At 66.5% G+C, this 19373-nt stretch carries 16 protein-coding genes; 4 read left to right on the top strand and 12 right to left on the bottom strand.

Annotated elements, in window-relative coordinates; translation table 11 throughout:
- Nucleotides 1-19: 19 nt before the first annotated feature.
- The 6 genes from BMY53_RS14930 to BMY53_RS14905 form a co-directional block, all read right to left on the bottom strand.
- Entirely contained in the window at nucleotides 20-607 is a 588-nt protein-coding gene (locus tag BMY53_RS14930) for a hypothetical protein (protein ID WP_092947283.1), read from the bottom strand.
- Between the two features lie 64 nt (nucleotides 608-671).
- Nucleotides 672-2345 carry a long-chain-fatty-acid--CoA ligase gene (locus tag BMY53_RS14925; RefSeq protein ID WP_092947282.1) on the bottom strand — a complete coding sequence of 558 codons (1674 nt, stop codon included), beginning with the start codon at nucleotides 2343-2345 and terminating at the stop codon, nucleotides 672-674.
- 207 nt (nucleotides 2346-2552) lie between these two features.
- Nucleotides 2553-4529, bottom strand: a complete 1977-nt coding sequence (locus BMY53_RS14920) for a sensor histidine kinase (protein WP_092947281.1) — start codon at nucleotides 4527-4529, stop codon at nucleotides 2553-2555.
- Between the two features lie 6 nt (nucleotides 4530-4535).
- Nucleotides 4536-5957 carry an NAD(P)(+) transhydrogenase (Re/Si-specific) subunit beta gene (locus BMY53_RS14915; RefSeq protein WP_092947280.1) on the bottom strand — a complete coding sequence of 474 codons (1422 nt, stop codon included), beginning with the start codon at nucleotides 5955-5957 and terminating at the stop codon, nucleotides 4536-4538.
- Between the two features lie 91 nt (nucleotides 5958-6048).
- A complete protein-coding gene (locus BMY53_RS14910) occupies nucleotides 6049-6345 on the bottom strand; it encodes an NAD(P) transhydrogenase subunit alpha part 2 (protein ID WP_092947279.1) in 297 nt (98 codons plus the stop codon).
- A 40-nt stretch (nucleotides 6346-6385) separates the two neighbouring features.
- Nucleotides 6386-7501 carry a Re/Si-specific NAD(P)(+) transhydrogenase subunit alpha gene (locus BMY53_RS14905; protein ID WP_092947278.1) on the bottom strand — a complete coding sequence of 372 codons (1116 nt, stop codon included), beginning with the start codon at nucleotides 7499-7501 and terminating at the stop codon, nucleotides 6386-6388.
- Between the two features lie 328 nt (nucleotides 7502-7829).
- Here BMY53_RS14905 and BMY53_RS14900 point away from each other — a divergent pair, with 328 nt between their 5' ends.
- Nucleotides 7830-8351, top strand: a complete 522-nt coding sequence (locus BMY53_RS14900) for a hypothetical protein (RefSeq protein ID WP_092947277.1) — start codon at nucleotides 7830-7832, stop codon at nucleotides 8349-8351.
- Between the two features lie 99 nt (nucleotides 8352-8450).
- Here BMY53_RS14900 and BMY53_RS14895 read toward each other — a convergent pair whose 3' ends face one another.
- The 5 genes from BMY53_RS14895 to BMY53_RS14875 form a co-directional block, all read right to left on the bottom strand.
- Nucleotides 8451-9701 (bottom strand): Zn-dependent hydrolase, encoded by a 1251-nt coding sequence (locus tag BMY53_RS14895; RefSeq protein WP_092947276.1) that lies wholly within the window; start codon nucleotides 9699-9701, stop codon nucleotides 8451-8453.
- 18 nt (nucleotides 9702-9719) lie between these two features.
- Nucleotides 9720-11177: a dihydropyrimidinase gene (hydA, locus tag BMY53_RS14890; protein WP_092947275.1), complete on the bottom strand. Its 1458-nt coding sequence runs from the start codon at nucleotides 11175-11177 to the stop codon at nucleotides 9720-9722.
- Between the two features lie 52 nt (nucleotides 11178-11229).
- Nucleotides 11230-12714, bottom strand: coding sequence for an NCS1 family nucleobase:cation symporter-1 (locus tag BMY53_RS14885; protein ID WP_092947274.1), 1485 nt, complete (start codon nucleotides 12712-12714; stop codon nucleotides 11230-11232).
- A 111-nt stretch (nucleotides 12715-12825) separates the two neighbouring features.
- On the bottom strand, nucleotides 12826-14133 hold the full coding sequence (gene preA / locus BMY53_RS14880; protein WP_092947273.1) for an NAD-dependent dihydropyrimidine dehydrogenase subunit PreA: 1308 nt from the start codon (nucleotides 14131-14133) through the stop codon (nucleotides 12826-12828).
- 14 nt (nucleotides 14134-14147) lie between these two features.
- The gene (locus BMY53_RS14875; RefSeq protein ID WP_092947272.1) at nucleotides 14148-15611 is read right to left on the bottom strand and encodes an NAD(P)-dependent oxidoreductase; all 1464 of its coding nucleotides are present in this window, start codon (nucleotides 15609-15611) and stop codon (nucleotides 14148-14150) included.
- A gap of 280 nt (nucleotides 15612-15891) precedes the next feature.
- Here BMY53_RS14875 and BMY53_RS14870 point away from each other — a divergent pair, with 280 nt between their 5' ends.
- Entirely contained in the window at nucleotides 15892-16539 is a 648-nt protein-coding gene (locus BMY53_RS14870; RefSeq protein ID WP_092947271.1) for a TetR/AcrR family transcriptional regulator, read from the top strand.
- Between the two features lie 8 nt (nucleotides 16540-16547).
- Complete coding sequence (locus BMY53_RS14865; RefSeq protein ID WP_092947270.1) at nucleotides 16548-17039, top strand: NUDIX hydrolase; 492 nt, start codon at nucleotides 16548-16550, stop codon at nucleotides 17037-17039.
- A 61-nt stretch (nucleotides 17040-17100) separates the two neighbouring features.
- Here BMY53_RS14865 and BMY53_RS14860 read toward each other — a convergent pair whose 3' ends face one another.
- Nucleotides 17101-17979, bottom strand: a complete 879-nt coding sequence (locus BMY53_RS14860) for a response regulator (RefSeq protein WP_092947269.1) — start codon at nucleotides 17977-17979, stop codon at nucleotides 17101-17103.
- Between the two features lie 234 nt (nucleotides 17980-18213).
- Here BMY53_RS14860 and mnmA point away from each other — a divergent pair, with 234 nt between their 5' ends.
- Nucleotides 18214-19326, top strand: a complete 1113-nt coding sequence (mnmA, locus tag BMY53_RS14855; RefSeq protein ID WP_092947268.1) for a tRNA 2-thiouridine(34) synthase MnmA — start codon at nucleotides 18214-18216, stop codon at nucleotides 19324-19326.
- The last annotated feature ends 47 nt before the right edge of the window (nucleotides 19327-19373 follow it).

Genomic DNA, 19373 nt, shown 5'->3' with positions numbered 1-19373 from the left:
GTGCTCTCCTGGGGTGAATTCAGTTGAATCCCAGTGTCTCACGCAGGGCGTGGGCCGCCGCATCTCCCTTGGTCGCGCGGACACGGTCCACCACGTCCAGCGCCAGGGTCTGCAGCTGTTCGAAGTCCTGGCACTGCTCCACTTCCAGCGCCATCCGGTAGCCCTTGAGCAGCCCCTGCTGTTTCGCAAACACGGTCAGCGCCGTGTAGAGCTGCTGGAAATCCAGCTGCGACACGGGCGCGCCCATGGGGCGCGTTGAACTCACAGGCACCGAGCGGGTCGAGGGCGGCCCCCCCACGGCGGGCGCCGCTGGCGCTGCCGGGGCAGCCACGGATGCTGGTGCAGGTGCTGGCGACGATGCCGGCTCCGGCCCCAACGGGGCTGGCCGGCTCAGGGCCGCAGCAGCCACAGACGAGATCAGGCCGTGCTGCAGCAGCAATTCCAGATCGGCGGGTGCGGCGCCTTGCACCACCCCCACCCATTGCCCCCCGGTCTTGCTCGGGTCGATCACCAGCAGCAGGTTGCGCGCAATCCGGGCCTGCACCAGTGCCCTCTTCTTAATTTCCGCTCGTCCGGCCTCGGACTTCTCGTAGCGTTCTTCCAACACGGCCTCGCCTCCTCAGGAGCGCGAAGCTTAGGCTGTCACGGGCGCTATGCGGCCAGGGAAACTGCTACTTTTTGTCGCGCAATTCACGCCGTAGCACCTTGCCCACCGGGGTTTTCGGCAGCTCGGTGCGGAACTCGATGATGCGCGGACGCTTGTAGCCGGTCAGGTTGGCTTCGCAGAAGGCCTTGACGTCCGCCTCGGTCAGCGCCGGATTCTTGCGGACGATCACCACCTTCACGGCTTCACCGGCCTTTTCATCCGGCACACCGACTGCCGCACATTCCAGCACGCCCGGCATCAGCGTCAGCACATCCTCGATCTCGTTCGGGTAGACGTTGAAGCCGCTGACCAGGATCATGTCCTTCTTGCGGTCCACGATGCGGAAATAACCCCGCTCGTCCACTGTGCCGATGTCGCCGGTGCGGAAGAACGCGTCCGGCGTCATGACCTTGGCGGTCTCGTCCGGGCGTTGCCAGTAGCCCGCCATGACCTGCGGGCCACGGATGGCGATCTCGCCGGAGCTGCCGGCCGGCACTTCCCGGCCGTCGTCGTCCAGCAGCGTCACCTCGGTGCCGGGCAGCGGCAGGCCGATGGAACCGGTATAGGCGGTGCTGTCGGTCGGGTTGCAGCAGGCCACAGGCGAGGTCTCGGAAAGACCGTAGCCTTCCACGATCGGGCAGCCGGTCTTTTCCAGCCACAGCTTGGCCGTGGCTTGCTGCACGGCCATGCCGCCGCCCACCGAGATCACCAGCCCGCTCCAGTCCACCGTGCCGAAGGACGGATGGTTGGCCATGGCCATGAACAGGGTGTTGACCGCCGGCAGGCTGTGGAAACGATGCTTGCTCAGCTCCTTGAACACCGCCGGCAGGTCGCGCGGATTGGGGATCAGCACGTTGCAGCCGCCCACGCGCATCGACAGCATCAGGTTGGTTGTGAAACCGAAGATGTGATACAGCGGCAGCGCACAGATGCTGACCAGTTGCTCGCCCTGGGGAATCTTGCGCAGCGCCGGCTGGTACCAGGCCTCGCACTGCAAGGTGTTGGCCACCAGGTTGCGGTGCAGGAGCACCGCACCCTTGGAGACGCCGGTGGTCCCGCCGGTGTACTGCAACACTGCGATGTCATTGGGGCCGATGGCCGGACGCTTGTAGGTCTGGCTGCGGCCCTTGGACAGTGCGTCGTTGAAGCGCACCGCGGTCGGGAGCTCGAACGCCGGCACCAGCTTCTTGACCTTGCGCACCACGTAATTGACGACGGCGCCCTTGGCAAAGCCCAGCATGTCGCCCATCGAGGCCAGCACCACATGCTTGGTCGGCACATGGGCCAGCACCTGCTGCAGCGTGGCGGCGAAGTTCTCGATGATGACGATGGCCTTGGCTCCAGCGTCCTTGAGCTGATGCTCCAGTTCACGCGGCGTGTAGAGCGGGTTGACGTTCACCACCACAAAGCCGGCGCGCAGCACCGCAGCCACGGCCACCGGGTATTGCGGCACGTTGGGCATCATGATGGCCACGCGGTCACCCTTGTCCAGGCCCAGGCCCTGGAAGTAGGCCGCCAGCGCACGGGAGGCCTCGTCGATCTGCGCGAAGCTGACCGACTTGCCCAGGATCTTGTAGGCCGGCCGGTCCGGAAACTGCTTGAATGCCGTCTCCATCAGCTCGACCAGCGACGGGTAGACATCCGCATCGATCTCGGCGGGCATGCCCTCCGGATAGTGCTTCAGCCAGGTTTTCTCCATTGTTATGTCTCCAAGGTACGGCGCAGATTCTCGCTTATCCCTGCGCATGCCCCATCAGGGGATTCGATAGACCGCACAACAGCCACCGAACGGCAACAAATGCGACTTTGATGGGGACAGATGAAACCAGAACCGTACGAACTAGGGTGGGTTCACTACTCAGTAGCGTCGCGAACTTTGCGCAAGGTCAATCCTGCGCTTCTTGGGTCAGCGCAGCGGCATCCACACCATCAGTTCCGTGCCAGGCCCTCCGGGGCTGTCGGTCGGCACACGCCATTCGATGCGGGCAGAGATGCGCTCGGCGCGGCGGCGCATGCCACGCAGGCCGTTACCCTGCCGCAGTTGATCGGGCAGACCACAGCCGTCGTCGGCAATGGTGAGCGCCACACCCGCACCATCCGCATCGACTTGCGTGGCAAAGCGCACCCGCGTGGCGCGGGCGTGGTGGATCACGTTGCTGAGGCACTCCTGCACGATGCGGATCAGTTCGCGCCCGCCCGTGCCCCGCAGCACCGGCACCAGTGGAACATCTGCCAACTGCCAGTCCAGCGCCAGCCCCGCAGCGCCCAGACGCGGCCCCATGCGGTGGCGCAGGTTGGCCAGCAGCAGGGTCAGATCCCCATCGGTCACGGCCAGTGCATCCACGGTCAGGCGCATCTCGCGAATGCATTCATCCAGCACCTCCACCAAGGCTTCCGACGGCACGCCACGTTCAGCACTGAGGCGCGCGGTGACGAGCTGGGAGCCCAGGCCGTCATGCATCTCCTGCAACAGGCGTTCACGCTCCTGGGCCGCCGTTCGCTGGCGCTCGCTGTCCTGCAGTTCCAGCCAGCGCGCTTCCAGCTCTCGCGTGCGGTCATCCAGGGCGCGTTCCAGCACGGTGCGCGCCTCAGCCTGGTCTCGCAGCGACCGGACAAAACGGCGCTGCAACGCCACGCCGGCCATCGCAATCAGCACGGCATGGCCGATCACGTTGATGTCCACCACATTCAGCTGCTGGGACGCCACCAGCGAGAAGTAGCTGACATACAGCCACACCCAACCCGACAAGGCCACCGCCAGGGCCCCCACCAGCGGGGCGCCCTGCCGGCTGACCAGGGCGGCCCGCGCGGCCAGCAGGGCGGCGCCCAGCAGCACCAGCAGGCGGCTGCCCAAGGCCCACCAGGGCCAGGGCGTGCGGAAGTCCGTCCAGCTCCATCCCATCAGGGCCGCCGTGCCGTCGATGAGGGTGCCCGCCACCAGATAGGCAATCACCACCACCAGCAGCCAGCGTTCATCGTGGCCGGTAAACCGTGCCACCAGAAACAGCAGCAACGCCTTGGCCACCACGTCGGCCACATCTAGCGTGACGCGCCACCACGGCGCAGGCAGCAAGGCGCCGTTGAGCAGATAGGGCGACAGCAGCAACGCCAGGCACAGGCAGAAGAGCCCGGTGACCCCAAACAGCCACTCCTGCCGCAGGGCCAGCCACACCAGCACCATGAACAGCCCGATGGCCAGGCCGATGAGCGCCGTCGTCACCCGGACCACCTGCCAGAAGCGCCGCCCTTCCTGCAGGGAACGCATTTGCGGCGCCGGCCCGAGCAGGGGCGCTGACAGGCCTGCCCCTTCGAAGCCAGGTCTGGCCAGGCGCACGCTCAGCCGGTGGACACCAGCGCCCAGCAATGCCGGAGGAATGCTGACCTGCATGCGTCGTCCAGCCAGCAGCAGGCCGCGTTGCGCCATGTCGTCCTCATCCTCGGCCGAGAAGCCCTGGCCCATGCTGGAATGCGCCAGCAACTGGCCGTCGAGGTAGATGCTGGCCGCTGGCCGATGCTGAATCACCAGCCAGTACGGTTGCTCCGCTGCCTGCGCCAGACGGAAGTCCATGGCGAACCACAAGGGGCCTGGTGCCTCGGATTCATGGATCTGCAGCGGCAATGGCCGCAACGTACGCCCGAAGACCTGGGGGGACGATGCGGCTGACGGCCGAACGTCATCGGTCAGCGGCGCACTGGCCTGTGACGCGCCAGGCACCTGTGCGGGGTCGAGCGCACTGCCCGCCAGCAGATGCGCCTCGGTCAGGCGCACCACTTGCGGCGGCAACGAGGTCCCGTATTGCTGCGAGAGCAGGTGCACCACCCACAGCAGGGCCACCGGCAGCGCCAGCAGCAGGACCAGCCGGCGTGCGCCCGTAGCCGACATCAAGGCTCACTCCACGGCCTTGAGCATGGCTTCAACGACCTTCTTGGCGTCGCCGAAGACCATCATGGTCTTGTCCATGTAAAACAGCTCGTTGTCCAGGCCGGCATAACCAGCAGCCATGGATCGCTTGTTCACGATGATGGTGCGGGCCTTGTAGGCCTCCAGGATGGGCATGCCATAGATGGCCGAGCCCTTCTGCAGGGCTGCGGGGTTCACCACGTCGTTCGCGCCGAGGATGATGGCCACATCCGTCTGGCCGAATTCCGCATTGATGTCTTCCATCTCGTGCACCTGGTCATAAGGCACCTCGGCCTCCGCCAGCAGCACGTTCATGTGGCCAGGCATGCGGCCGGCCACGGGGTGGATGGCATACCGCACCGTCACGCCCTTGTCGATCAGCTTCTGGGCCAGTTCCTTGACCGCATGCTGGGCGCGTGCCACCGCCAGGCCATACCCGGGCACGATGATGACGCTCTCGGCATTGCCCAGGATGAAGGCGGCATCGTCCGCGCTGCCGCTCTTGACGTTGCGCTGCACGGCCGTGCCGGTGCTGGCGCTGGCCTCCGCACCGAAGCCTCCCAGGATCACGTTGAAGAACGAGCGGTTCATCGCCTTGCACATGATGTAGCTCAGGATGGCGCCCGAGCTGCCCACCAGCGAGCCGGCAATGATCAGCATGCTGTTGTTGAGGGAGAAGCCGATACCGGCCGCCGCCCAGCCGGAATAGCTGTTGAGCATGGACACCACCACCGGCATGTCCGCGCCGCCGATGGGGATGATGAGCAGCACGCCCAGCGCAAAACCCAGCACCGCCACCAGCACGAAGTCCGTCCAGCTCTGCGAATGCCAGAAGCCGAAGATAAAGAACAGCGCCGCCACGCCCAGCGCCAGGTTCAACCAGTGTTGCCCGGCGAAGGCGACGGGGGCGCCCTGGAACAGGCGGAACTTGTATTTGCCGCTGAGCTTGCCAAATGCGATCACGGAGCCGGAGAACGTCACCGCGCCGATGAAGCAGCCCAACGCCAGCTCGATCCGGTTGCCTCCGGGCAGCGGCTCGCCCGGCTGCGCGATGCCCAGCGCATGCGGCTCGGCCACGGCCGCCACCGCGATGCACACGGCCGCCAGGCCGATCATGCTGTGCATGAAGGCGACCAGTTCCGGCATCTTGGTCATCTCCACCCGTTGCGCCATGACCGCACCGACACCGCCGCCCATCACCAGCCCGGCCAGCACCAGGCCAAAACCGCCGGCATGCCCGCCCGCCAGCTTGACGATCAGCGCGCCGGTGGTGAACACCGCAATGGCCATGCCGGCCATGCCAAACACATTGCCGCGGATGGAAGTGGTGGGGTGGGATAGGCCCTTCAGCGCCTGGATGAAACAGACACTGGCCACCAGGTACAGCAGCGTGACGAGATTCATGGACATGGGCAGCTAGCTCCTAATCGCGGTCATTCGCGGTGGGTAACGCATCCCTGCGGGGGGGTCGGACAAGGCACTCGGTGGACGAGCCGCCGATCTACTTGCGCTCTTTCTTCTTGAACATCTCCAGCATTCGCCGCGTGACCAGGAAACCCCCGAAGACATTCACTGCGGCCAGGGCGACTGCCACGGTGCCCATGACCTGCCCCAGCGTGGTCTCGGTCAGCGCCGCGGCCAGCATGGCCCCCACGATGACGATGGCGGAGATCGCGTTGGTCACCGCCATCAGCGGCGTGTGCAGTGCGGGGGTCACGGTCCACACCACGTGGTAGCCCACGTAGATGGCCAGCACAAAGATCGTGAGGTTGATCAAGGTGGGAGAAACGACATCCATCGGAAACCTCCAGGATTGACAGAAGACGCTGGGCAAGAGATCAACTGCGAAGCAAACGGCCCTCATGCGCCACCAGGCAGGCGGTGACGATGTCGTCGTCCGGCGGCAGGGTCACGCCGGCTTCGCCGGTCAGCACCAGCTTGAGAAAGTCCAGCACGTTGCGGGCATACAGCGAGGAGGCATCGGCCGCCACCAGCGCTGGCAGGTTGGTCTCGCCGACCAGCGTGACCCCGTGCTTGACCACGGTTCGCCCCGGCTCGGTCAGCGGGCAATTGCCACCGGCCGGCGCGGCGATGTCCACAATCACCGACCCGGGCTTCATGGCGCGAACCATCTCCTCGGTCACCAGCACGGGCGCTGCGCGGCCAGGAATCAACGCCGTGGTGATCACCACGTCCGCCTGCGCCACGCGTTTGGCCACCTCCAGTTGCTGGCGCGCCAGCCAGCTGGGCGGCATGGGCCGGGCGTAACCGCCTACCCCCTCCGCAGCTTCCCGCTCTTCGGCGGTCTCGAACGCCACGTCGATGAACTTGGCGCCCAGGGACTCGACCTGCTCCTTGACCGAGGGCCGCACGTCCGAAGCCTCGATGACCGCGCCCAGCCGCTTGGCGGTGGCAATGGCCTGCAAACCAGCGACGCCGACTCCCAACACGACCACCCGTGCCGCCTTGATGGTGCCGGCGGCTGTCATCAGCATCGGGAACAGACGCTGGTAGTGGAAGGCGGCCAGCATCACCGCCTTGTACCCGGCAATGTTGGCCTGGCTGGACAGCACATCCATGCTCTGCGCCCGGGTGGTGCGCGGCGCGGCCTCCAGCGCAAAGGCGGTGAGGCCGGCGTCCGCCAGCCGTTGCAGGCCGTCTCGGTCAAATGGGTTGAGCATGCCCACCAGGGCGGCGCCACGCTTGAAGGCGGGCCACTCGTCCGGACCGGGGGGCCGCACCTTGAGCACGAGATCGGCCCCCAGGGCCTGCGCCGAGCTGCCCACCTCCGCGCCAGCGGCGACATAGGCCTCGTCGGTGGCACTGGCCTGGACGCCGGCACCCGCCTCCACCAGCACGCGGTGCCCTTGCGCCACCAGCTTCTTCACCGTCTCCGGTGTGGCGGCGACACGGGTTTCCCCGGCCGCGGTTTCACGCGGTACACCGATCAGCATCTGGAACTCCTCCAAGTCTGAGTGCGGGAAGCAGCATCCCACCGTGCCCGCAGGGCAAGACGCCTGGGTCGCACGCTTCGTTCAGTGCTGTGAGTGGCGACTTGCGCCCCATCCCGGATCGGGGCTGCCTCGGCTTGCGGGCGTCATGCAGAGGTGCCCTAGCTTAACGGCGGGATTCGTGCGAATGGCGCACCCTGGTGACAGGGATTTCACTATGACGCCGGGGTAGGATGGCCTTCTGAAACAAAACTACATGCTGTACCGAGTTGTGTGAACCGGTCCACCGGAGTCCGAGCCGCACGTTAATTGGGTGTAGAAAGGAGCCACCATGCTCAAGCACATTCTTGTTTCCTCCGCATTGGCCGTGACCGCTCTGGCGGCACCGGTCCTTTCCCAAGCTGCGGATGTTGGCGTCTCCGTCAGCATTGGCCAGCCGGGCTTCTATGGCCAGATCGACATCGGCAACACCCGCCCGGAAGTGGTCTACGCCCAACCGATGATCATTGAGCGCGTGGCCGCTCCTCCGCCGCCCGTCTACCTGCGTGTGCCTCCGGGCCACCAGAAGAACTGGAAGCGCTACTGCGGCCAGTACGGTGCCTGCGGCCGTCCGGTGTATTTCGTGCGCGACAACTGGTACAGCAACGTCTATGCGCCGCAATATCGCCGCGACCACCCGCACGGCGGCCCTGGCCCGCGTGGCCCGGAATATCGTGACGACCATCGTGGCCCGGACCACGGCCGTGGTCCCGACCGCCGGGACGACCGTCGCGATGACCGCCGTGATGACCGCCGCGACGATCGACATGACAACCGTCGCGACGACCGCGGTCCGGATCGCGATCACCGCTGAGCCGACATCGGCACCCCTGATGCAAAAGGGCCCCTCGTCGGGGCCCTTTTTGCGTTCATGGGCTCCTCGGCGCCCATGCGTTGATAGGCCATAGGCCCTTCAACCCTGCACCAGCCTCGCCCGCTCCAGCATGGCCCGCAGCAGCACGTTGCACCCCGCCTCGATGTGATCGGGCTGCGCGTCCTCGATCTCGTTGTGGGAGATGCCGTCCTTGCACGGGATGAAGATCATGCCGGCTGGCGCCAGCCGCGCCATGTAGACCGCGTCATGCCCCGCGCCCGACACCACCGGCATGCTGCTGTAGCCCAGCGCCTCGGCCGCCGAGGCCACCGCCTGGATGCAGTCGCCATGGAACGGCTGCGCCGGGTAAGCGCTCACCGGGTGGATCTCGATGGACAGGCCGGTCTCGGCCGCCAACGCAGCGGCCCGGGCGCGGATGTCCGCATCCATCGCTTCACACAGCGCATCAGTGGCATTGCGCAGGTCGATGCTGAATTTCACCCGGCCCGGGATGACGTTGCGGCTGTTGGGATGCACCTGCACCATGCCGACCGTGCCCCGACCATGAGGCGGATGCCGATGCGCACAGGCCACCACCTCCTGCATCAGCCGGCTGGCCACCTGCAGCGCATCCTTGCGCAGCGCCATGGGTGTGGGGCCCGCATGCGCCTCCATGCCGGTCACGATGCAGTCATACCAGCGGATGCCCAGCACACCGGTCACCACACCGATGGTCTTGCCGTGGTCCTCCAGCACCGGGCCCTGCTCGATGTGGGTTTCGAAATAGCTGCCGATGGGATGGTCGCCCGGCGTCTGACTGCCCACATAGCCGATGCGCGTCAGCTCGTCCTTGACGCTTTTGCCGTCCACGTCGGTGGCGGCATAGGCATGGTCCAGCGTGAACGCGTTCGCAAAGACCCCGGAGCCCATCATCACCGGGACGAACCGGGACCCTTCCTCATTGGTCCAGAACACCACCTCGATGGGCGCTTCGGTCTGCACCCCATGGTCATTGAGCGTGCGCACCACTTCCAGGCCGGCCAGCACGCCATAGTTCCCGTCGAACTTGCCCCCGGTCGGCTGGGTGTCGATGTGGCTGCCCGTCATCACCGGCGGCAAGGCCGGGTTGAGCCCTTCGCGGCGCATGAAAACATTGCCGATCTGGTCCACCGTGACCGTCAGGCCGGCCTCGCGGGCCCAGCGGGTGACGAGGTCACGGCCCTGGCGGTCCAGGTCGGTGAGGGCCAGACGGCACACGCCCCCTTTCTCGGTGGCACCGATGCGGGCCAGTTGCATCAATGAATCCCAGAGGCGGGATCCGTTCACACGCAAGGTTTGCAGCGAGGTCATGTCGGCTCTCCGGAAGGTTCAGGTGCGGACAACCGCAGTGGGGGTGAGATCCAGGTTGCGGCGCTTCTGGGCATCGAATTGCGGGCCGAACGGCGGTCGCTTCAGGTAGCGGCCGGCACCCTGGCGCGCGCGCAACTCACCGTCGATGAAGACCACCTCGCCCTGGCTGATCGTCACCCGGGGGATACCGCGCACCTCACGGCCCTCGAACAGGTTGAAATCGCCCTTGGAATGCTGGGTGCTGGCAGAGAGCGTCTTGTGGCCTTCTGGATCCCAGAGCACCAGGTCTGCGTCCGCTCCCTCGGTGATGCAGCCCTTGCGCGGGTACATGTTGAACAGCTTGGCTGCGTTGGCGGACGTGGCGGCCACAAACTCGCTGGGCGTGAGGCGTCCGGTATTGACACCGGCGTCCCACAGCACCGTCATGCGTTCCTCCACGCCGCCGCAGCCATTGGGGATCTTGGCGAAGTCCTGCCGGCCGGCCGCCTTCTGGGCGGCGCAGAAGGTGCAGTGGTCGGTGGCGGTGGTGTGCAGGGTGCCTGCCTGCAGGGCGCGCCACAGGTGTTCCTGGTGCTCCTTCGAGCGGAAGGGCGGGCTCATCACATGCGCGGCGGCGCGGGTGAAGTCCGGGTCCCGATAAACGCTTTCATCAATGAGCAGGTGCCCCGCCAGCACCTCGCCGAACACCCGCTGCCCACGCGCCCGGGCACGCGCGATGGCCTCGGCCGACTCGATGCAGGAGACATGCACCACGTAGATCGGCACGCCCAGCACGTCGGCAATGGCAATGGCGCGGTGGGCGGCCTCGCCCTCCACCATCGGCGGGCGGGACAAGGGGTGCCCCTCCGGCCCCGTGATGCCCATGCGCGCCACCTCCTGCTGCAGCAGGTAGACGAGTTCCCCGTTTTCCGCGTGCACTGTGGGCATCGCCCCCAGCGCCAGGGCGCGGCGGAAGCTGTTCACCAGCGTCTCGTCGTCGCACATGATGGCGTTCTTGTAGGCCATGAAGTGCTTGAAGCTGTTCACGCCCTCCTCGGCCACCAGGCGGCCCATGTCATCGTGCACGGTCTCGTCCCACCAGGTGATCGCGACGTGGAAGGCGTAGTCCGACGCCGCCTTCTCGGCCCAGCCGCGCCACTTCCAGTAGGCATCGAGCAGCGGCTCCTTCGGTGAGGGGATGACGAAGTCGATGATGGTGGTGGTGCCGCCCGCCAGGCCTGCAGCGGTGCCGGTGAAGAAGTCGTCCATGGTGACAGTGCCCATGAACGGCAGCTGCATGTGCGTGTGGGGATCGATGCCGCCGGGCAGCAGGTATTGGCCGCTGCCATCGATGTGCTGGGCGTGGCTGGGCGCCATCGCCTGCGCACGCGGGCCCACGGCGGCGATCTGTCCGCCCAGAGTCAACACATCGGCCTCGAACTGGCGGTCGGCATTCACCACCGTGGCGCCACGGATGAAAAGGGCGGTAGGGTTCATGGGAGTCTCCTTGGCTGCGATGCGATCGGGGGGCGCCTGCTTCCAGCTGGCTTCAAGCTTGTTTCAGTACAGGTGCACGGACCCGACCCAGCATGGCAAGGTAATAAACCACCGCCGCGATGGCCAGGCCCGCAAACCACGCGTAGGTGTAGAGCTGCTGGAAGGATTCACCGACGGACGGGAAGGCCGAGGGGAAGGCAGCATGGAGGAATCCCGGGACGTTGGGAGCCACGCCCAACACAAAGGCCAGTACCGCAGCCCAGTTCCAGCCGCCCCGGTAGCTGTAGGCGCCCTGATCGCGATAGAGCTCGTCCACCTCCAGGCGGGTGCGTCGGATCACGTAGTAATCAACGATCAGGATCCCGGCGACAGGGCCTAGCAGCGCGGAGTAGCCGATCAGCCAGGTGAAGATGTAGCCCTGCGTGGAGGCCAGGATCTTCCAGGGCATCATCAGGATGGCGATGGCGGCGGTGACGATGCCGCCGATGCGATAGCTGATGCGCGCCGGGTTCAGGGCGGAGAAGTCATACGCTGGCCCGACCAGGTTGGCCGCCAGGTTCACACTGACGGTATCCACCAGCAGCACCACCAGCGCGATGAGCACGGCGGCCCCTGTCATGCGGCTGGCCAGGTCCACCGGATCCCAGATGGCCTTGCCGTAAATGACCACGGTGGCGGAAGTCACGATCACCGCCAGCCCCGCCAGCAGCCCCATGGGCGCGGGCAGGCCGAGCGTCTGGCCGATGAGCTGATCGCGTTGTGTCTTGGCGAAACGGGTGAAGTCCGGGATGTTGAGCGCCAGCGTGGCCCAGAAACCCACCATGGCGGTGAGCGAGGGCCAGAACACCGAAGCGAACTGGCCTTCCTTCTTGCCGCCCGGCGAGAAGGCGGAAGGCTGGTCCAGGACGGGCCCGAAGCCCCCTGCCTTGCTGTAAGCCCAGTACAGCAGCACCAGGCAGATCAGGATCTTGATCGGCGCCGTCCAGGTCTCCAGCTTGCGGATGGCTTCGATGCCATGCAGCACGTAATAGAACTGCAGCCCCCAGAACAGCAGGAAGCACAGCAGCTGGGACAGGCTGATGTCCAGGCCGGGCAGCGGTTCGCCACCCAGCGGATGGCCGATGAGCACGCCAGCCAGCGTGTGGATCATCATGCCGCCGAACCAGGTCTGGATGCCGTACCAGCCGCAGGCCACCAACGCCCGCAGCAAGGCAGGCAGACGGGCCCCACGGGTGCCGAACGCGGCGCGGGCGAGAACCGCATAGGGAATGCCGTAACGTGCGCCGGCATGGCCGATCAGCAGCATGGGCACCAGCACGATGAGGTTGCCCAGGAACACCGTCAGCACCGCCTGGCCGGCGGACATGCCGGACTCCACCAGGCTGGCCGCCAGCGTGTAGGCGGGGATGCACATCACCATGCCCACCCACAGCGCGGCAAAGTGCCACCAGCGCCAGGTGCGCTGAGCGGCCGTGGTGGGGGCCAGGTCGGCATTCCACAGCGCCTGTGAGCGCTGCTGGTCGGAACTGCTGCTCATGCGTTTCTCCTTGGGGGCCCTGCTGGGTTGGGAAAGGGACTGCGATGGCATGCGGGCCGGTGCAACATCCATGCAAGGGTCATGCCCCGGGGATCAGAGGGGCGTGAAGGCTCAGGCGGCCACCCGCGATGGATTGTTGGGATGGGTGGTCCAGTTGGCGTAGTCAGCGCTGACGGCATGGCCGGTCCGCTGGTCCACCTCGCCGGGCTTGAGCACCCGCATCGTGATGGTGTCCGGCACCGGGCACATCGAGACGCAGAGATTGCAGCCCACGCATTCGGCCTCGTTGATCTCGAAGCGGCGCGCGCCCGGCGTGGTGGTGGCGAAGATCGCCTGGTGCGAGGTGTCCTCGCACACCACGTGGCAGCGGCCGCACTGGATGCAGCTGTCCTGGTTGATCACTGCCTTCTCGACATGCTGCAGGTTGAGCTGGTTCCAGTTCTTCACCGTGGACACGGCGCGGCCCCGCATGTCGTCCAGCGTGGCGTAGCCTTGCTGGTCCATGAAGTTTTCCAGGCCACTGCACAGGTCCTGCACGATCTTGAAGCCATACACCATGGCGGCGGTGCAGACCTGCACCGTGCCTGCGCCCAGGGCGATGAACTCGGCGGCGTCGCGCCAGGTGCTGACACCACCAATGCCGGAGATGGGCAGGCCGGTGGTGGCCGGGTCCCGGGCGATCTCGGCCACCATGTTCAGGGCGATGGGCTTGACCGCCGGGCCACAGTAGCCGCCATGGGAGCCCCAGCCTGCGGTGGAGGGGCTCATCACCATGCGCTCCAGATCCACGCCAATCACCGAGTTGATCGTGTTGATCAGCGAGACGGCGTCGGCGCCCCCGGCGGCAGCGGCGCGGGCGGGTTGGCGGATATCCGTGATGTTGGGCGTGAGCTTCACGATCACGGGCAATCTGGAGTAATGCTTGCACCAGGCCGTGACCATCTGGATGTATTCCGGCACCTGGCCCACGGCCGCGCCCATGCCGCGCTCGCTCATGCCGTGCGGGCAGCCGAAGTTGAGTTCGATGCCGTCCGCGCCGGTGTCCTCCACCTGCGGCAGGATGGACTTCCAGCTCTGCTCCTCGCAAGGCACCATCAGCGACACGATCATGGCGCGGTCCGGCCAGGCGCGCTTCACGCGGCGGATCTCCTCCAGGTTGGTCTGCAACGGCCGGTCCGAGATCAGCTCGATGTTGTTGAGGCCGAGCACACGCCGGTCGGCGCCCAGCAGCGTGCCGTAGCGGGGTCCATGCACATTGACCACGGGCGGGTCCTCGCCCAGGGTCTTCCAGACCACCCCGCCCCAGCCGGCCTCGAAGGCCCGCACGACGTTGATCTCCTTGTCGGTCGGCGGCGCGGAGGCCAGCCAGAACGGGTTGGGGCTGCGGATGCCCAGAAAGTTGCTGCTGATGTCGGCCATCGTGGTCTCCCGGGTCAGGCGCTGAGGCCAACGACAGATGCTGCGGATGCTGCAGATGCCGCAGAGGCGGCGCCAGCAGCTGCGAGGGCAGTCCCGCTGCCGGGGGCGTGGGTAGCGTTCATGCGCAGGTCTGCATCGATGGACACGGCGGCTCGCTTGCCGTGTTCGACGGCTTCGACCGTCAGGTCCTGGCCACCGAAACGGCAGTCGCCACCGGCCCACACGCGGCTCAGCGACGTGCGTCCGTCCTCGTCGGTCAGGATGCGACCGGCGCGTCGTTCGAGGGCATCGCCCAGGGGTTGGGGCAGGAAGCTTTGTCCGATGGCCTTGAGCACCATGTCGGCCGGCAGGTGAAGGTGGTCCTCCGTGAGCTGCAGCTTCCCGTCATTCATGAGGGTCCGCGCCACCTGCACGCCGGTGAGGTGGCCGCCCTCGCCTTCAACCGCCACCGGCGCCATCCAGGTCAGCAGCCGCACGCCGTTCTTCAGCGCCCAGTCCTGTTCCACCGTGGAGGCGGACATGGACTCGCGGCCACGGCGGTAGACGATGCTGACCTCCTCCGCGCCGAGCAGCCGGGCCTGCACGGCCGCATCGACGGCGGTCATGCCGCCACCCACCACCACCACGCGGCGCCCCACCGGCACGGTGGCCGGTGCGTTCTGGCGCAGCGTGGCGATGAAGTCCACCGCGTTCATGAGCCCGGGCAGCGCGGGTTCGGCGATGCCCAGGGCGTTCACCCCGCCCAGCCCCAGGCCGAGGAAGACGGCATCGTGGCTCGCCAGCAAGCCGTCCAGCGTGAAGTCCCGGCCGAGTTGCTGATCACAGCGGGGCGTGATGCCGCCGATGGACAGCAGCCAGTCGATCTCGCGTTGGGCGTACTGATCCACCGTCTTGTAGGTGGCCAGACCGTATTCATTCAGGCCACCCAGCTTGGGGCGCGCCTCGTAGAGGAACACCTCGTGGCCACGGCGTGCCAGACCGTGGGCGCAAGCCAGGCCGGCCGGGCCGGCACCCACCACAGCGATACGGCGGCCCGTGGATGCGGCACGCTGAAACAGCGGGGCGCCGGGATTCTCGAAATGCGCATCCGTGGCGAAGCGCTGCAGCAGGCCAATCTCCACGGGCTTGCCGTCCTTGGCCATGCGCACGCAATCACGCTCGCACAGCTGCTCGGTGGGGCAGACGCGTGCGCACATGCCGCCCAGCGGGTTCGACTCCAGGATGGTCTGCGCGGCGCCGCGCAGGTTCTCCTGCGCGATGCGGTGGATGAAGCTGGGAATGTCGATGCCGGTCGGGCAGATCTGTGTGCACGGGGCATCGAAGCAGTAATAGCAGCGTTCCGCCTCCACCAGCGCCTGGGCCCGTGTGAGCGGCGGGTGCGCATCGGAGAAGTGCTGGTCGTACTGCGCATCGTCAAGCCGGCCGGCGACCAATCCGTCGCTGAGATGGCGGCCGTCGGCACTGGGGGTGACGGACATGGAAGGCTCTCTCGTGTTGGGGCGTCGCCATGTTTTACTGGTTGGTAAGTTTTGACCAGTTGGTGATTTCCCGCGCTCGCGAAAAGCACCGATCGACGACAGCCCCGATGGGATCGACCCATCCGGGTGCATGACCCCTTCTTTTGTGACGCGATGCACCACCGTCGCGCCGCCATCACCGTAGCAACGCCCCGGCCTGGGGATTCCGTGCCCCGTCATCGCACAAACGAGGGGGCCCTGCCGCCGGGACCGTCATCAAGAACGAGCACAATGGCGGCCCATGAAAGAAGCCGACCTTCTGGAGCAACGTCCTGTCCGCGCCACACGTGTGCAGAAGGAGCAGCGCATCCTGGTGGAGGCCGAGCGTCAGTTTGCGCAGTTCGGCTTCGAGGGCGCGTCGCTGGAGACGATTGCTGCCGCAGTGGGCATCAGCCGCCACAACCTGCTGTATTACTTCCCCAGCAAGGACGCGCTGTACCGGCGCGTGCTGGACGACGTGCTGGATCAATGGCTGGCCGGCATGGGGGCGCTCTCGGCGGCGGAGGACCCGGAGGCGGCCGTGAGCGCCTACATCGCAGCCAAGGTGCGCAACTCCCTGGAGCGGCCGACCGGCGCCAAGATCTTTGCCAAGGAGGTCATCGCCGGCGCGCCGCGTTATGCCGATGTCATCCAGGCCCGCGTGCAGCCACTGCTGCAGGCAGATGTGAAGACCTTCGAGCGCTGGGCCCGGCAGGGCCGCATCGCCAAGCTCAATTTCACCCACCTGATGTTCATCATCTGGTCCACGACCCAGGCCTACGCGGAACTGGGCGCGCAATTCGCGCTGCTGCTCGGCAAACCCGAGCTGGAGCCCAAGGACTTCAAGCAGGCCGAGACGCTCATCACCCGGCTGGTGGTGGCCGGCCTGCAACAGCATCCATCGACTTGAGGAGACCCATGACCGAACGCTTCAAGCCCAGCGTGACCGTCGCCGCCGTGATTGAACGCGACGGCCGTTACCTGCTCGTGGAGGAACAGACCTCCGAGGGGCTGCTGCTCAACAATCCCGCCGGGCATCTGGAACAGGGCGAGTCACCCGTGGAGGGCGTCATCCGCGAGGTGCTGGAAGAGACCGCGCGCGACTTCACTGCGACCGCCTGGCTGGGCATGTACATGTCCCGATTCCTGCGCCCCGCCCGTGGCCAGGACGTGACCTATGTGCGGGTCGCCTTTGTGGGTGATGTGGGAGAGCAGATTCCGGGGCGGGCGTTTGACGCGCCGATACAGCGCACCTTGTGGATGACGCTGGAGGAAGTGCGGGCCTGCCGCGACCGGCATCGCAGCCCGCTGGTGCTGCAGTGCATCGAGGACCATGCCGCCGGGCGGCGGCTGCCGCTGGATGCGTTGTATACCCATCCATCGCTGTACGAGCCCCCCGTGCATCACTGATCGGGCGGGCGCGCGGGCGTTAGGCCGATCCGCCCGTGCGCGGGCGTGATGTCGAGATGTCTCAAAGCGCCATCGCCGCCGTGATCGCCTGGTCCAGCCGCTCGGAATGGCGGCGGGTGGATTCCAGTTCGTTGATGGCGCAGCGGGAGAGAGTCAGCAAGGCTTCACGCTGACGCTCGCGCAGGCGGCGCGGCAGGCGGTCCAGCACGCACAGGCTGCCCACCACCTCACCACCGGACAGGGCCAGCGGGACGGCGGCGTAAAAGCGCACGTAGGGCGCGCCCTGCACCAATGGGTGGTCGGCAAATCGGGCGTCGTGCCAGGTATCGGGCACCTCCACCAGCGGACCTTCATGCAGGATCTGCGCGCAGAAACCGCGTGAGCGCGGCAACTGGCCGATGGTCAGGCCGGAGGTGCCGATGAAGCGTTGCAGATCCGCATTGATCAGGCTGATGGCCGCCATGCCGCTGCCGCTGATGTCGCAGGCAAGGTCGGCCAATTCGTCGAAGGCCGGGAAGGCCAGGGCCCGCACGTCCACTTCATGGACGGCAGCCAGGCGTTCGGGCTCGTCGGCAAAGATCGGGGGCAGCCAGCTGCGCAGCAGGTCCAGCGCGGACTCCACCTGGCAGCTCTTGTCGAAGAAGCCGGAGATGCCGTGTTCCGAGCAGGCCCGGCGCATCTCCTCGTAATAGCTGTTGCTCAGCACGATCACGCGGGCACCGCAGCCGAGCTGACGGATGGCGCGCAACACACGCAGGCCGCTTCCGGGCTGCAGGGCCAGGTCCATCAGCACGGCGTCCGGCTGGGTCTGGGCGATGACCTGGATCGCGCTTTGTTCGTCGGCCGCCTCGCCCACCACGTGGATGCGTTTTTCTCGCGCCAGCAAAGCCTGCAGTTGGGCACGGATGGTGATGGAACCTTCAACGATCACAACATTCATGATGGAACTCCCTTGTGCTGCCAGTTTGCGGCGGCCGCCCGGGCGGCGGGAGTCAGCGAAACCGGTGGCGGTTGTGAGCGGTGGCGCAAAGCCGTGTCGGTGGTTTGCCTACAGAGGGCGGAGTCGGTGGGGTGGACCGTGGGGAGGCCCCCCGGTTCGTGACAGAACGCACGTGCGCACCCGGCCAAGCCCCCAGCCGGGCGACGGCGGGCGGCATGGCGGACAATCGGCGGCATGAATCCCAAGAAGCAACGCATCGTCGTCGGACTGTCCGGCGGTGTTGATTCCGCCGTTTCCGCCTGGCTGCTCAAGCAGGCGGGGCATGAGGTCGTCGGCATCTTCATGAAGAACTGGGAAGACGACGACGACAGCGAGTACTGCTCCTCGAACATCGACTTCGTGGATGCGGCGGCGGTGGCCGACGTCATTGGCATCGAGATCGAGCACGTCAACTTCGCGGCGGAATACAAGGACCGCGTCTTTGCCGAGTTCCTGCGCGAATACCAGGCCGGCCGCACGCCCAACCCGGACGTGCTGTGCAACGCCGAGATCAAGTTCAAGGCCTTCCTCGACCACGCCATGCGCCTGGGCGCCGAGAAGATCGCCACGGGCCACTACGCCCGCGTGCGGGAGGTGGGCAGCCGGGTGCAACTGCTCAAGGGGCTGGACCCCTTGAAGGACCAGAGCTACTTCCTGCATCGGCTCAATCAGGCCCAACTGCAGAAGACCATCTTCCCGGTGGGCGAACTGCCCAAGACCGAGGTGCGCCGCCTGGCGGAAGAGATCGGCCTGCCCAATGCCAAGAAGAAGGACTCCACCGGCATCTGCTTCATCGGCGAGCGGCCCTTCCGGGAGTTCCTCAACCGTTACCTCTCCCACAAGCCCGGCCCGATCAAGGACGACCGGGGGCGCAAGCTGGGCGAACACGTCGGCCTCTCCTTCTACACCCTGGGGCAGCGCCAGGGTCTGGGCATTGGTGGCATCAAGGAAAAGGGGGCCGCACGGGGGGGCGGAGAACATGAACCCTGGTTTGTGGCCCGCAAGGATCTGGAGACCAACACGCTGGTGGTGGTGCAGGGCCATGAGCACCCGCTGCTGCAAAGCCACAGCCTGGTGGCCAACGACCTCAGCTGGACGGATGAAGCACCCGCCTTTGGCGGCTATGGCGCGAAGACCCGTTACCGGCAGGCGGATGCGGCCTGTGCCCTCACCCCCGGCGACGGTCAGATCCGGCTGGACTTTCCGCAGGCTCAGTGGGCGGTGACGCCTGGCCAGAGCGCGGTGCTCTATGACGGCGAGGTCTGCCTCGGCGGTGGGGTGATCGTCAGCACGCCGCCCGTGAATTGAGCAGGTGGCGTGACCACTCACACGTCTGAAATCCAGCGCTTTGTGGC

Origin of the sequence: Roseateles sp. YR242 (genome assembly GCF_900109745.1) — a bacterium.
Lineage (GTDB): Bacteria > Pseudomonadota > Gammaproteobacteria > Burkholderiales > Burkholderiaceae_C > Roseateles.
Note: the sequence above shows the minus strand (reverse complement) of the source record. Positions and strands in the feature narration are given on the sequence as shown.